Annotated in this window: 14 protein-coding genes; 7 read left to right on the top strand and 7 right to left on the bottom strand. The window is 73.6% G+C overall.

The window, feature by feature from the left end:
- The first annotated feature begins 165 nt into the window (after positions 1-165).
- The 3 genes from amrb99_RS13380 (at position 166) to amrb99_RS13370 (ending at position 3,025) form a co-directional block, all read left to right on the top strand.
- Positions 166-921, top strand: a complete 756-nt coding sequence (locus tag amrb99_RS13380) for a RodZ domain-containing protein (RefSeq protein WP_190856250.1) — start codon at positions 166-168, stop codon at positions 919-921.
- Positions 922-1,016: 95 nt separating this feature from the next.
- Positions 1,017-2,441 (top strand): 30S ribosomal protein S12 methylthiotransferase RimO, encoded by a 1,425-nt coding sequence (gene rimO, locus amrb99_RS13375; protein ID WP_190856249.1) that lies wholly within the window; start codon positions 1,017-1,019, stop codon positions 2,439-2,441.
- The gene (locus tag amrb99_RS13370) at positions 2,438-3,025 is read left to right on the top strand and encodes a CDP-alcohol phosphatidyltransferase family protein (RefSeq protein ID WP_190856248.1); all 588 of its coding nucleotides are present in this window, start codon (positions 2,438-2,440) and stop codon (positions 3,023-3,025) included. Before rimO ends, amrb99_RS13370 begins: the two co-directional genes overlap by 4 nt.
- Positions 3,026-3,037: 12 nt before the next feature.
- On the opposite strand, the gene amrb99_RS13365 is transcribed toward amrb99_RS13370, so the two are convergent.
- The gene (locus amrb99_RS13365; RefSeq protein ID WP_190856247.1) at positions 3,038-3,820 is read right to left on the bottom strand and encodes an MOSC N-terminal beta barrel domain-containing protein; all 783 of its coding nucleotides are present in this window, start codon (positions 3,818-3,820) and stop codon (positions 3,038-3,040) included.
- An 88-nt stretch (positions 3,821-3,908) separates the two neighbouring features.
- Here amrb99_RS13365 and amrb99_RS13360 point away from each other — a divergent pair, with 88 nt between their 5' ends.
- The 4 genes from amrb99_RS13360 (at position 3,909) to amrb99_RS13345 (ending at position 7,400) form a co-directional block, all read left to right on the top strand.
- Positions 3,909-4,421, top strand: a complete 513-nt coding sequence (locus tag amrb99_RS13360) for a DUF1990 domain-containing protein (protein WP_190856246.1) — start codon at positions 3,909-3,911, stop codon at positions 4,419-4,421.
- A 596-nt stretch (positions 4,422-5,017) separates the two neighbouring features.
- Positions 5,018-6,313 (top strand): CinA family nicotinamide mononucleotide deamidase-related protein, encoded by a 1,296-nt coding sequence (locus tag amrb99_RS13355; RefSeq protein ID WP_190856245.1) that lies wholly within the window; start codon positions 5,018-5,020, stop codon positions 6,311-6,313.
- A gap of 111 nt (positions 6,314-6,424) precedes the next feature.
- Entirely contained in the window at positions 6,425-6,778 is a 354-nt protein-coding gene (locus tag amrb99_RS13350; RefSeq protein WP_151538353.1) for a helix-turn-helix transcriptional regulator, read from the top strand.
- Between the two features lie 154 nt (positions 6,779-6,932).
- Entirely contained in the window at positions 6,933-7,400 is a 468-nt protein-coding gene (locus amrb99_RS13345; protein ID WP_190856244.1) for a DNA starvation/stationary phase protection protein, read from the top strand.
- A gap of 111 nt (positions 7,401-7,511) precedes the next feature.
- On the opposite strand, the gene amrb99_RS13340 is transcribed toward amrb99_RS13345, so the two are convergent.
- The 6 genes from amrb99_RS13340 to amrb99_RS13315 all read right to left on the bottom strand — a co-directional run bounded on the left by amrb99_RS13340 (position 7,512) and on the right by amrb99_RS13315 (position 13,395).
- Positions 7,512-8,396, bottom strand: coding sequence for a LysR substrate-binding domain-containing protein (locus tag amrb99_RS13340; RefSeq protein ID WP_190856243.1), 885 nt, complete (start codon positions 8,394-8,396; stop codon positions 7,512-7,514).
- Between the two features lie 243 nt (positions 8,397-8,639).
- The gene (locus amrb99_RS13335) at positions 8,640-9,428 is read right to left on the bottom strand and encodes an Fpg/Nei family DNA glycosylase (RefSeq protein ID WP_190856242.1); all 789 of its coding nucleotides are present in this window, start codon (positions 9,426-9,428) and stop codon (positions 8,640-8,642) included.
- Between the two features lie 16 nt (positions 9,429-9,444).
- Positions 9,445-9,909, bottom strand: a complete 465-nt coding sequence (locus tag amrb99_RS13330; protein WP_173099665.1) for an Rrf2 family transcriptional regulator — start codon at positions 9,907-9,909, stop codon at positions 9,445-9,447.
- A 164-nt stretch (positions 9,910-10,073) separates the two neighbouring features.
- Positions 10,074-11,540 carry a glycoside hydrolase family 3 N-terminal domain-containing protein gene (locus amrb99_RS13325; protein WP_347256659.1) on the bottom strand — a complete coding sequence of 489 codons (1,467 nt, stop codon included), beginning with the start codon at positions 11,538-11,540 and terminating at the stop codon, positions 10,074-10,076.
- On the bottom strand, positions 11,537-12,427 hold the full coding sequence (locus amrb99_RS13320) for a carbohydrate ABC transporter permease (protein ID WP_190856241.1): 891 nt from the start codon (positions 12,425-12,427) through the stop codon (positions 11,537-11,539). The genes amrb99_RS13325 and amrb99_RS13320 overlap by 4 nt, the downstream gene beginning before the upstream one ends.
- Positions 12,424-13,395, bottom strand: a complete 972-nt coding sequence (locus amrb99_RS13315; protein WP_190856240.1) for a sugar ABC transporter permease — start codon at positions 13,393-13,395, stop codon at positions 12,424-12,426. The genes amrb99_RS13320 and amrb99_RS13315 overlap by 4 nt, the downstream gene beginning before the upstream one ends.
- Positions 13,396-13,537 lie beyond the last annotated feature (142 nt).

The raw sequence follows: 13,537 nt of genomic DNA, 5'->3' as shown, positions 1-13,537 counted from the left end.
GTTACCGTCATATGGCCACCGGATACCGGGAACGGCATGGCGGAATGATGCGAAATCTTGCCCTGTTTCGAACGTGTTGGCGCTCGCCGAGCGGGCATTCCCGTTTCTAGACTGGTGTCGCATCAGCGTGGAACCAGCCGCGAACGCGCTCGAAGGAGGCCCGGCGTGAGCATCGGTGAGACCTTGGCCCAGGAGCGTCGGCAGGCGGGTCTCTCGGTGACGCAGGTCAGTCTCCAGACGCGGATCCGCGAGACGGTGATCCGCGGCATGGAGTCCGACGACTTCTCCGCCTGCGGCGGCAACTTCTACGCGCGCGGGCACATCCGCAGCGTCGCGCGGGTCATCGGCATCGATCCGGAACCGCTGGTCAGCGAGTTCGACGCCGCGCACGGCGGCGCGCCGCAGCCGGTGTCGGCGACGGCGGCGTTCGAGCCGGAGCGCCCGATCCCGTTCCGCGAGCGCCGCTCGGCGAACTGGAGCGCGGCGATGGCGCTCGCCCTCGCCGTCGTGGTGATCGCCGGGGTCGTCCAGGCGGTCCGGCACGACGGCGGGCACGAGCGGCACACCGCGCGGCAGGTCGCCGGGACGCCCTCGGCGGGCCCCGCGAAGCCGACCCCCTCCGCGCCGCCCAAGTCCACCGACCCGGTGGCGGCGGCGCCGCGCACCACGGTCGAGGTCGAGGCCGTCGCCAAGCGCACGGTCTGGATCAACGTCCGCGGTGACAAGGGCAAGGCGCTGTACTCCGGCGTGCTGCGCAGCGGCGACCAGAAGAAGTGGACCGCCAAGAAGAAGATCAGCGTGGTGATCGGCATCGGCGGCGGCGTCCGGCTCACCGTGAACGGCAAGGACATCGGCACGCCCGGGAAGGGCAAGGGCGTCCAGCGGCTCAGCTTCGACCGCAACGACCCCTCCGCCGCCTGAGGCCCCGGCCCGCCGGGCCCGCCGGTACCTGACCGCTCGGTCACCCGGGCGGGGCGGCGGTCCACGGCGCTGCCCGGGCCCATTACCTTAGGGGCATGTCGACTCGCCGCAAGGTCTCGCTCATCACCCTCGGCTGCGCCCGCAACGAGGTGGACTCCGAGGAGCTCGCCGCGCGCATCGAGGACGCCGGGTGGGACCTGGCGGACGGCGCGGACGGCGCCGACGTCGTGGTCGTCAACACCTGCGGCTTCATCGAGGCGGCCAAGAAGGACTCCATCGACACGCTGCTCGCGGCGCACGACTCCGGCGCCAAGGTCGTCGCGGCGGGCTGCATGGCCGAGCGGTACGGCCGGGAGCTGGCGGAGGCGCTGCCGGAGGCCGACGCGGTGATCGGCTTCGACGACTACCTGTCGATCGGGGACCGGCTCGACGACGTGATGGAGGGCCGGGCGCGCGAGGCGCACGCCCCGCGCGACCGCCGCACGCTGCTGCCGATCAGCCCGGTCGAGCGGTCCGCGTCCGCGGAGGGCGTCGCGATCCCCGGGCACGGCCCCGCCGGCGAGGCGGGCGACCTGCCGGACGGGGTGGCGCCCGCGTCCGGCCCGCGGGTGCTGCGGCGGCGCCTCGGCGGCGGCCCGGTGGCGCCGCTCAAGCTGGCGTCCGGCTGCGACCGGCGCTGCACGTTCTGCGCGATCCCGGCGTTCCGCGGCGCGTACGTGTCGCGGCCGCCGGCGGAGGTGCTGGAGGAGGCCCGCTGGCTCGCCGGCCACGGCGTCCGGGAACTGGTCCTCGTCAGCGAGAACTCCACGTCCTACGGCAAGGACCTCGGTGATCTGCGCGCGCTGGAGAAGCTGCTGCCCGGCCTGGCGGCGGTGGACGGCATCGAGCGCGTCCGGGTCAGCTACCTGCAGCCGGCGGAGACCCGGCCGGGGCTGATCGAGGCGATCTGCGGCACGCCCGGCGTCGCGCCCTACTTCGACCTGTCCTTCCAGCACGCCAGCGGCCCGGTGCTGCGCTCGATGCGCCGGTTCGGCGACCGCGTCCGGTTCCTGGAGCTGCTCGACCAGATCCGCGCGCAGGCCCCGGAGGCGGGCGTGCGGTCGAACTTCATTGTCGGGTTCCCCGGCGAGACCGAGGACGACTTCGAGGAGCTGGCGGAGTTCCTGTCCGCCGCGCGGCTGGACGCCGTCGGGGTGTTCGGCTACTCCGACGAGGACGGCACCGAGGCCGCGAAGCTCGACGGCAAGGTCGACCCGGACGAGATCGCCCGCCGCGTCGAGGAGCTGACGGAGCTGGCCGAGGAGCTGACCGCGCAGCGCGCCGAGGACCGCGTCGGCTCGGAGATCCACGTGCTGCTGGAGGACAAGGTGGACGACGGGTTCGAGGGCCGCGCCGCGCACCAGGCGCCCGAGGTGGACGGGACGGTGCTGGTCCGCGGCGAGGGCCTGGCCCTCGGCGAGATCGTCGCCGCCCGGGTCACCGGCAGCGAGGGCGTGGACCTCGTCGCGGACGTGTCGTGATCGCGGGCACGCCGGAGCCGGTCGCCGGGTCGCCGGACCCGCCGCCGGCGAGCGTCTACAACATCGCCAACGCGCTGACGCTGCTGCGGATCGTGCTGGTCCCGCTGTTCGTGTGGCTGCTGTTCATGGACGGCACCGGCTGGCGGATCGGCGCGTTCGCGGTGTTCGCGGCCGCCTCCGTCACCGACAAGATCGACGGCGACCTGGCCCGGGCCCGCGGCCTGGTCACCGACTTCGGCAAGATCGCCGACCCGATCGCCGACAAGGCGCTGACCGGGGCGGCGCTGGTCTGCCTGTCGGCGCTGGGCGAGCTGTGGTGGTGGGTGACCGCCGTCATCATGGTCCGCGAGATCGGCATCACGGTGATGCGGTTCGTCGTCATCCGGTACGGGGTGATCCCGGCCAGCAAGGGCGGCAAGCTGAAGACGATGCTGCAGGTCTTCGCGATCGGCTTCTACATCCTGCCCGGCCCGCTGGACTACCTGCGCTGGGTCACGATGGCCGCCGCGCTGATCGTCACCGTGGTCACCGGCGTCGACTACGTCGTCCAGGCGTGGCGCCTGCGGCGCGCTCCCCGCAGCTGACCCTCTCTCGCGTCAGGACGCGGCGAGCTCGTCGCCGACGCGGAGTGTGCCGAGCGCGCGCGGGACGCCGAGGCGTCCGAACACGATCTCGCGGTAGCCGTCGAAGCGCCCGGTGCGGTACGCGGCGAGCGCGCGCAGCGGCGCGGGGGAGCGCTCACCCGTCTCCTGGTCGGTGTTGATGATGACGCAGCGCCCGCACGGCGCGAGCAGCTCGATCTCGGCGGCGCCGCGCAGCCGGGTCACCCCGTCCTCGCCGTAGGGGCCGAGGCCGCTCAGGACGATGTTGGGGCGGAACCGGTTCATCGGGAGCGGCCCGGACATCCGGCGGTTCAGGTCGTCGAGCGACTCCTGCGAGAGCACCGAGACCGGATAGCCGTCGGCGTACGCCAGCGTCCCGCCGCCGCGCTTCGCCGGGCGCGTCCCGGTGAAGCGGACGAGGCGGCAGGAGAGCCCGAGCGCGTCGGAGAACCAGCCGGCGGCGTCGTCCCCCTGGTCGATCCCCCGGCAGGGTCGCCGGTGCACCGTGACGTCGCGGGGCGGGCCGTCGGCCGCCTCGCAGACCAGCGGCGCGTCCGCGAGCGGCGAGGAGACGGTGAGCTTCGCCCCGTCGTAGGCCGGGTGGATCAGCGCCAGCCCGGGCGCCTCCCGCTGGGACAGGTGGCGCCCGTCCGGGCGGACGAGCATGAACGCCCGGTCGTGCCGCAGCCCGTCCGGCGTCATGTCCGCCTCGGCGAGCGGGACGCCGGCCGCGCTCTTGACGGGGTACACGTTCAGTGCGGCGATGACGGCGATCATGAGGCGACGGTAGAGGGGCGCCCGCGCGGGTGGCCAGGAGAAGCGGTGATACTTGACACCGATTGGTCAGTTTGGAGGCCGCACACCGATGAGCGGGCAGGACTTCACCTATCCCGAGGTCGGCGCGACATGGGACGCCGAGCGCCCGGCGGGCTACCGGCACCTGCGGGTGCGGACGCTCGTCGGCACGGGTCCGGCGGTGATGCGCAACGCCTCGGACGCGCTGATGGAGTTCTGGATGCACCGGGCGCTCCCCGTGCGCGTGCGGGCGTCGGCCCCGCGGGCCGAACCGGGCGTGAGCGTGGAGATGGGCCTCGGCCTCGGGCCGTTCCGGCTGAACGCGCCCTGCCGGGTCGTGTGGACGCGCGAGGACGACCGCCGCGCCGGATGGGCCTACGGGACGCTGCCGGGCCATCCGCAATCGGGGGAGGAGGCGTTCGTCGTGCATCGGGACGACGAGGACGAGGTGTGGCTGACCGTCACCTCGTTCAGCCGCCCGGCGACGGCGCCGGCGCGGCTGGCGGGCCCGCTCGGGCCGCTGGCCCAGCGGGCGTACGCGCGCCGCTGCGGGGCCGTCCTGCGGCGCCTGGCGCGCCCCTGACCGCCCGCACCCCCTGACCGCCCGCACCCCCTGACCGCCCGCGCCCCTGCCCGCCCCTGGCGGCCCGGCGACCGGGGGGGCCGGTGACCCGGAGGAGCGGAGACGAGCACGGCCGCCATGACGGGCTACGGGAGCACGCCCACCCCGGTCGTGCCCCGCAGCCCCCTTCATGGCGGCCGCACTGGCAATTATCCCCGTGAATGGGGAGTGGTCGCGACATGCCAAATGAGTTCTGACTCACAAAATGACGGCGCGGTTGGCCGATGGTGGACCGCCCGCCGCAATGGCGCAGGTCGGAGCGGTGCGACGATGCGCGCCCTGGTCGCGTTCCCACTCACGCGCAGTGTGCGGCGCCCGGCGGGTGTGTGACACAATGCACGGCTCGCTTTTTCTTCGGCCAACGAAATGCGATATGCGGGGACCGATCGGGCGAGCAGCTGTTAGTCGGTCAAAGGGGTCTTCGTCCTGATTCGGTCGCCGATGGCGGTCAACCCCGCGGCCCGCGCCGCCGTCGCCCGCGACCGCCCGCCGGCCGCGGCGCGGACCGTCGTCCCCCGCCGGTACATTCGGGTGACCGGCGACGGGGAGGCGGAGGCATGCGGGTCGAACTGCTCACCGTCGGGGACGAGCTGCTCCTCGGCGACACCATCAACGGGAACGCGGCCTGGCTCGGCCGGCGCCTCGCCGAGCACGGCGTGGACGTGACCCGCAGCGTGGTCGTCGGCGACGAGACGGACGTCATCGTCGCGGCGGTGCGGTCCGCGCTGGCCCGCGCCGACGCGGTGATCACCACCGGCGGCCTCGGCCCCACCTACGACGACCTGACCCGGGACGCGCTCGCCGAGGCGGCGGGCGTCGCGCTCGTCTGCGACTCCGCGCTGGAGCGGCGGCTGCACGAGCGGGCCGAGGCGGCGGGCCGGACGCTCCAGCCGATGGCGTTCCGCATGGCCGAGGTCCCCGAGGGCGCCGTGCTGCTGCACAACTCCGCCGGCACCGCCCCCGGCCTGCGCGTCGAGCTGGACGGCGGGATCGTCTACGCGCTGCCCGGCGTCCCGTTCGAGATGCGCACGATCATGGACGAGGTGGTGCTGCCGGAGCTGGCCGGGATCGCCGGGCTGCCCGCGGTCGCCCGCCGGACGCTGCGCACCGCCGGGATCTGGGAGTCGGTCGTCGCGACGCGGCTCGCCGAGGTCGAGGCGATGGACGGGGTGAAGCTCGCCTACCTGCCCGATCCGGCCGAGGTCAAGATCCGGATCACGGTGGCCGGCGCGGACGCCGAGGGCCGGCTCGCGGCGGTCGAGGAGCGCGTCCGCGAGCTGCTCGGCCCGGTCGTCTACGGCGTGGAGGCGGACACGCTGGACCGCGTCGTCCACCGGCTGCTCGCCGAGCGCTCGGCGACCGTTGCGGTCGCCGAGTCCTTGACCGGCGGCGGCATCGGCGCGGAGCTGACCGCGATGCCCGGTTCGTCCGCGACGTACGCGGGCGGGGTGGTGGCGTACGCGACGGAGCTGAAGCACCGCCTGCTCGGCGTCCCCGACGTCCTGCTGGCCGAGCACGGGGCCGTCCACCCGGACGTGGCCGCCGCGATGGCCGAGGGCGTCCGGGACCGGCTCGGCGCCACGTACGGGCTCGCGGTGACGGGCGTCGCGGGTCCCGAGCCGCAGGACGGCCGCCCGGTGGGAACGGTCTATATCGGCGTGACCGGACCCGGGAATACGCGCACCGTGGTCAGGCCGAAACTCCCCGTGCCCGGCACCGGGCCGGAGATCCGCCCGGTGATCCGCCGGATGACCGTCGTGCACGCGCTTGAGCTGCTCAGACGCGTCCTGCTGGGACTTGACGTCGAGGTCGAGACCGGGGACGCTCGGGAAGATCGGGAAGTTAGGGGCTGATTACAGCGTTACGTTCCGAGCGAACACGAAATCAACGGTCTGCCATGGCCACCGTCAAGCCGGGTACGGTGGAACCGGCAGATGGTCCGAACTGAGGGAGGGAGCGAGACGATGGTCCTGCTTCGCCAGCTGCTCGGTGACGTACTGCGGCAGCTGCGGCTGCGCCAGGGACGCACCCTCCGTGAGGTGTCCGCGGCCGCGCGGGTTTCCCTCGGCTACCTGTCCGAGGTCGAACGCGGGCAGAAGGAGGCCTCCTCCGAACTGCTCTCGTCGATCTGCAAGGCGCTGGGCGTTCCGCTGTCGCACGTGCTCAGGGAGGTGGCCGACTCGCTGGCCCTCGCCGAGCTGCAGCACGAGCCGGTCATGGCGGGCGCGCCCGAGCACGAGCGGATCCCCGCCGAGCGCATTCCGGAGACCCCCGAGGAGATCACCGGCGAGTTCCGCGGCGACATGGTCGCCGCCTAGTCACCGGACCGGACCGCGGTGCGAGCCGCGGCGCCGGGTTCATGCCCGACCAGGGGCCGCGGGTGTGCGCGGTCTCACGCATGGGCTCGGCATATGGGGGCAGCCTTCCCCGTTGTAGCGGACACACCGTAACGACGCGGAAGGAGCCCGAACAATGGCGGCCGTCAAGAGCCCGCTCTCGGACGAGGCACTGAAGGTCACCGGGCAGGCCCTGCAGGGCGCCTTGGTGGACCTCATCGATCTTTCGCTCGTGGCGAAGCAGGCGCACTGGAACCTGACCGGGCGCAACTTCAAGGTGGTGCACGAGCACCTGGACGAGGTCGTCGACCTCGCCCGCGCCGGCCAGGACGACGTCGCCGAGCGCGCCGTCGCGATCGGCGTGAACCCCGACGGCCGTGCCCGCACGGTCGCCGACCGCACCGAGATCCCGCAGCTGGAGGCCGGCTACCTGGCCGACGACAAGGTCGTCGCGGCGGTGACCGACGTGCTGGCGCAGATCATCGCGCGGTTCCGCGAGCGGATCGCGGCCACCGACGAGCCGGACCCCGTCACGCAGGACCTGCTCATCGGCATCGCGGCCCAGCTGGAGAAGCAGCACTGGATGTTCCAGGCGCAGACCTGATCGCCATAGAACGCGGATCCCCCGCGCCGCCGCGATCCTCGGCGCCGACCCGGATCCGGACGGAAAAGGCCCGGCCCCTCTCCTGGGGCCGGGCCTTTCCGCGTCCCAGGGTCAGATGCGGAGGTGCGCCAGGACGGTGTCGGCGAACTCGATGGCGAGCGGGCTCAGCGCGTCCCAGCGCCGGGCCGCCCATCCCGCCGTGAGCGGCGGCAGGTCCGGGATCGGGATCAGCCGCACCTCGCCCCGGCCGCCGTCCCAGCCGGGCAGCGCCGGCACGATCGCGTGGCCGAGGCCGAGTTCGGCGAGCAGCAGCGCGGTGTCCCAGTCGGCGACGCTGGTCGTGGACGTCAGCCGGACCCCGTGCCGTTCGAGGTGCGTTTCCAGATGGACGCGGGACGTCGAGTGCGCGGGCAGCTCGATGTGCCGGATGCCCGCCAGGTCGTCGAGGCCGATGGAGTCGCGGCGGGCCAGCGGGTCGTCGACGTGCACGGCGAGCGTCCACGGTAGCGCGCAGGACGCCCGCTGCTCGACGCCCTCCAGCGGCGGGCCGATCGTCACCCACGCGAGGTCGGCGGTGTGCGCCCGCACCGCCTCCAGGCAGCGGCGGCTGGACCCGGCGGTCTCGAACTGCAGCGCCGCCTCCGGATGGCGGGCCCGGAACGCGGCCACGCCGGCGGCCATGAAGTGCCGGACGGTGGTGGCGCCCGTCGCGATCCGGACCGTCCCGCCGACGCCGCGGCGCAGGTCGTCCAGGTGCCGCAGCGCCGCGTCGATCCCGGCGATGCCCTCGGTGGCGGCCTGGTGCAGGATCCGGCCGGCGCGGGTGGGCAGTACCCCGCGCGGGCGCCGCTCCAGCAGCACCAGCCCGGTCTCCCGTTCGAGCCGCTTGACGTGCTGGCTGACCGCGGACTGGCTGCAGGACAGGTCGCGCGCGACGGCGCTCAGGTTGCCGGCCGCGCAGACGGCGACGAACACGCGGAGGTCGTCGAGGGTCACCCGCCCCAAGGTAGACCTGGGAGATCGATAAGAAAACCCGAGAATTGACTTGGAACGATCGCAATCGGAGGATGCTTCTGCGGGCGCAGGATCCGGCGACCCGCTTCCGGCGGCGACCCGTCCGCGACCTCGAGGCGCGGGACGGGCGCCGACCGCATCCGGACGGCCTGCCGGGAGAGGGCCGGGGCGGCTCGGCCGGAGGTCTCCGGCGGCGCAGCCCGCCGCGCGTCGGGACGGCTCGTCCTAGCGGGCCGGCTGGCAGCGGGGGCACCAGAACGCGGTCCGGTCCCCGACGTCGGAGGGCTGGGGAGCGCGCTCCACGCGGGTGCCGCAGCGGCGGCAGGGGCGCCCGGCGCGCCCGTACACCCAGTGCTCCCGGCCGCGCCCCAGGTCTCCCGTGGTGACGTGGCCGTGCCGCGCCTTGTTGGCGTCCAGGAGCCTGTGAGCGAGCTCCACGAGGGCGGGCAGGTCGGGGACGTCGGACACGGGCGTCCAGGGGTGTACGCCCCGCAGGAACAGGACCTCGGCCTTGTAGACGTTGCCGATTCCCGCGAGGCGGGTCTGGTCCAGCAGCGCCTCGCCGATCGCGCGGGACGGCTGCTCCTCCAGCCGCGCGACGGCCTGCGCGGCGAGGCCGCCGTCCCAGCCCGGGTCGAGGAGGTCGGGGCCGAGGTGGCCGACGGCCGCGTCCTCCTCGGCGGTGCGGAGCAGCTCGACCAGGCCGAGCGACTGGCCGACCGCCTGCCGCTCGGTGTTCGCCAGCACGACGCGGACCCGGTGGTCGCGCGGCATCGGACCGGCGGGCCGGATCTGCCAGCGGCCCTCCATGAGCAGGTGGCTGTGGATCGTCAGGCCGCCCTCGACGCGGATGAGCAGGTGCTTGCCCCGCGACACGACCTCCAGGACCGTGCGGCCGCGCAGGTCGGCGGTGGCGAGGCGCGGCACCCGGAACTGGGCGCGGGTCAGCGGCCGCCCGGCGAGCGCCTCGTGCAGGCGCCGGGCGGTCAGCCAGACGACGTCGCCTTCCGGCACGGTGCAGACCCCGCCGCTAGATCAGGGAGGGGCTCTCCCAGGCGGACGGGTCCTCGGTGAGCTTGCGGACGCCCTCGGGCAGCTCGCCGGCGGCGATGTGGGCGAGGGTCACCCGCTCGAGGATGGCCCGCTCGCTGGCGCGCAGGGCGATCCACACCTCCTGGAGCGACCGGGCGGGGCCCTCGTAGCCGACGTGCTCGGGGCGCTCGCCCCGGACGCCGAGCAGCGGGCCGTCGATGGCGCGGATGATGTCGGCGAGGGCGATCTGCTCGGCCGGGCGCGCCAGCCAGTAGCCCCCCTCGGGGCCGCGCTGGCTGCGGACGAGACCGGAACGGCGCAGCTGGCCGAGGATGTTCTCGAGGAATTTGGGCGGAATCTGCTGGGCCTCCGCGAGCTGGACCGCGGTCACCGGGTGACTCCCGGCCACCGCCAGCTCCGCGGCGGCACGCAACGCGTAGTCGACCCTGGCGGACAATCGCATGTAGGTATTATCCCTTGCCGATCGGACTGGTCTGGCTTACCCGCCGATCCGGGGCCCTGAACAGGGCGGCGCGCCCGCCGGCGCGGGGCCTCGGACGGGTGTGGCGCGCCCGCCGGTACCGGGCCTTTTCGACCGGCGGGCGCGCCACGGCTCGTGAGCCGCGATCAGGCGGCGGAGACCAGCCCGAGGATCTCGGCGGCGGCCTGCGCGTTGGCCGCCGCGGCGCCGTAGGTGGCCATGTAGACGGCCGAGCCGGGCCGCCAGACCGGCAGCCCCATCTCCACGATCACCGCGTCCGGACGGGCGGTGAGCAGGGCGGTCGCGAGCGCCCGCTGCGCGGCGTGCCGGTGGGCGTCCCGCAGCACGACCACCAGGCCGCGTCCCCTGGCACGTTCCAGGACACCTTCCGCCTCTCCGGGCGCCCCCGCGGCCCGGACGGCGTCGGGCGCCCAGGGCCGCAGGCCCCAGGGCGTCGGCCCCACCGCGATGTTGCCGGTCGCCTCCGCCTCGACGACCAGCGGCGCGCCGTTCCAGCCGGGCAGCGCCCCGGTCACCCGGACGGCCCGGCGGGCGCCCTCCATCCCTGCGGCGCGGTCCACAGCGGCGGGGCTGCTGCCCGCGAGCCACGCGCGCAGCCGGCGGGTCCGCTCCGCCGCGTCGTGCAGCCGGGACGCGGGCAGCCGCCCGGTCCGCACCGCCTCCTCGATCGCGTCCAGGGTCGCCCGGAGCGTCTCGGCGTGCTCGTTCGGGCCGAGGCACAGCAGGTCCGCGCCCGCGATCAGCGCCCGCACCGACGCCTCCGGGATGCCGATGGCACCGCTGGCGCCCTGCATGTCGAGCGCGTCGGTGACGATCACGCCCTCGTAGCCGAGGTGCTCGCGCAGCAGCCCGGTGATCGCGGCGCGCGACAGCGTCGCCGGGGTCCCGCCGGTGATCGCGGGCAGGTTGAGGTGGCCGGTCATCACCGCGCGGGTGCCGGCCGCGATCGCCGCCCGGAACGGGACCAGCTCGCGGCGGTCCAGCAGCTCCAGGTCGGCGTCGACGATCGGGACGCCGAGATGGGAGTCCTCCACGGTCGCGCCGTGGCCCGGGAAGTGCTTGCAGCAGGCGGCGACCCCCGCCTCCTGCGTGCCGGTCACGGCGGCCGCCGCGTGCCGGGCGACGAGGGCGGGGTCCGCGCCGAACGAGCGCGTCCCGATCACCGGGTTGTCGTCGGCGGTGTTGACGTCGACCGACGGCGCGAAGTTGAGGTTGACGCCGACCTCGGCCAGCTCCGCGCCCAGCGACCGGTAGATCCGCCGGGTGAGCTCCGGGTCGTCGACCGCGCCGAGCGCGGCGTTGCCCGGGTAGGGGCTGCCGGTGGCGTGCCCGCCGAGCCGGGTGACGTCGCCGCCCTCCTCGTCGATGGTCACGAGAGGCTCGCCCGCCTTGCGCATCTGCGCGGTGAGCGCGGCCAACGACTCCGGGCTCGGAACGTTGCCGGTCAGCGCGAACAGCGTCACCCCGCCGAGGCCCCCCTCCAGCTCGTCCAGCACCCAGCGCGGTGCGGACGGGCCCGGGAAGGAGGGCAGCAGGGTGCCCCGCGCCAGCCGGGCGATCTCGCCGGTGGTCGCGATGTCGTCGGTGGTCACCCCTTCACCGCCCCGGCGGTCAGCCCGGACACCATGCGGCGCTGGACGAGCAGGAAGAAGGCGATGACGGGAATGGTGAGCAGCGTCGACGCTGCCATGATGGGCCCCCAGGCGGTGCTGCTGCGGCCGAAGAAGAACTGCAGCATGATCGGCAGGGTGTACTTGTCCTGGTCGTCCAGGAACGTGAAGGCGAAGATGAACTCGTTCCACGCGGTGATGAACGAGAAGATGCTGGTCGCGACCAGGCCGGGCGCGACGAGCGGGAGCATGACGGTGAAGAAGGTGCGGATCGGGCCGGCGCCGTCGATCGCGGCGGCCTCCTCCAGCTCCTTCGGGACGGCGGCGACGAAGCCGCGCAGCATCCAGATCGCGAACGGCACCGCGAACCCGATGTAGACGACCGCGAGGCCCGGCAGCGTGTTCAGCATGTCGAGCCGCTTGAGGTCCAGGAACAGCGGGATGACCAGCGACTCGCACGGCACCATCTGCACGACCAGCAGCATGACCAGGAACGTGGTCCGGAACCGGAAGCGGAACCGGGCCACCGCGGTCGCCGCCAGCAGCGCCAGCAGGCTCGACGCCACGACGGTGATCAGGGCCAGCAGGATGCTGTTGCGGAAGTAGGTCCAGAACGACACCTGCGCGATGCCGCCGTTGAGCACGAAGTCGAAGTGCGTCAGGGTCGGGTGCGTCGGCAGCGGCTTCGGCGTGGTGCTGAAGATCTCGCTGTTCGGCTTGAACGCGGTGGACGCCATCCAGAAGACGGGGAACACCGCCAGCACGAACACCAGCACGCCGAGCCCGTTGAGGCCGATCGTGCGGGCCCGCCTGCGCGCGGCCGGGCGGCCGCGCCGGGAGCGTCCCGCCTTGACGGTTGCCTGGGTCATCGGGTCTCCCCCTGACGCACCATGACCCGCACGTACAGCGCGGTGACGACGAGCAGGATCAGCGTGAGCACCGCCGCGATGGCCGAGCCCATCCCGAGCTTGGGGTTGAGCGCGCCGAACGCCTCGGAGTAGCCGTACAGCGACAGGTTGAACGCGTCGCGGTTGGCCATCCCGGACATGATGAACAGCTGGGTGAACACCTTGAAGTCCCAGATGATCGACATCACCAGGACGACGAGGAAGATCGGCTTGAGCATCGGGTAGGTGAGGCTCCAGAACGTCCGCCACGGGCCCGAGCCGTCCACCCGCGCCGCCTCGTACAGCTCGCGCGGGACGCTCTTCAGGCCGGCCAGCACCGACACCGCCACGAACGGGCACGCCTGCCAGACGACGCAGACCGTCAGCACCGTGTAGGTGGACAGCGGCGTGGCGAACCAGTTGTAGTCGTTCCAGCCGCCGCCGACCAGGGCGTCCGGCAGCTTGTCGAGGAACCAGTTGACCAGGCCGCCGGTCGAGCCGAACAGCCAGCTGAAGATGATCGCGGCGGTGACCGGCGGGGTCGCCCAGGCGACCATCACGCCGCCGGAGACGAAGCTCGACATCCGCTTGCCGAGCCGGTTGAGCAGCAGCCCGACCAGCGTCCCGATCACCATCGTGAGGGTGACCGCCACGATGGCGAACAGCACGGTGTGCCGGAAGGCCGCCCAGAAGAGCGGGTCCTTGAGGATGGTGTCGAAGTTCTCGGTGCCGACCGACTCGGCCGGCTCGCCGCGCAGCTGGCGGTTGCCGACCTTCTGGAACGACATGATCCCGATCTGGATCATCGGCCAGAACATCAGCACGGCGATCACGACGACGGTCGGCGCGATCAGCAGGTAGGGCCCGAAGCGGGGCCGGCGGTGCGGGCGCCCGCGGCCGGACGGTCTCCGGCCCGGCGGCCTGCGCACCGCGGGAGCGGTGTCGAGCATGAACGCTTCCGATCAGCGGGGACGGGTGGCGTGCGGGACCCGGCGGGGCGGGACCGCGGTGCGGCGGGTTCCGGCGGTGCGGAGCCGGGTGCGGCGGGGTCCGGCGGTGCGAGATCCAGCGGTGCGGGATCCGGCGGGCCCG

Source organism: Actinomadura sp. RB99 (assembly GCF_014706005.1).
In the GTDB taxonomy this organism is placed as follows: domain Bacteria; phylum Actinomycetota; class Actinomycetes; order Streptosporangiales; family Streptosporangiaceae; genus Spirillospora.
The sequence above is the reverse complement of the archived record's forward strand: the minus strand, read 5'-3'. Positions and strand labels throughout refer to the sequence as shown.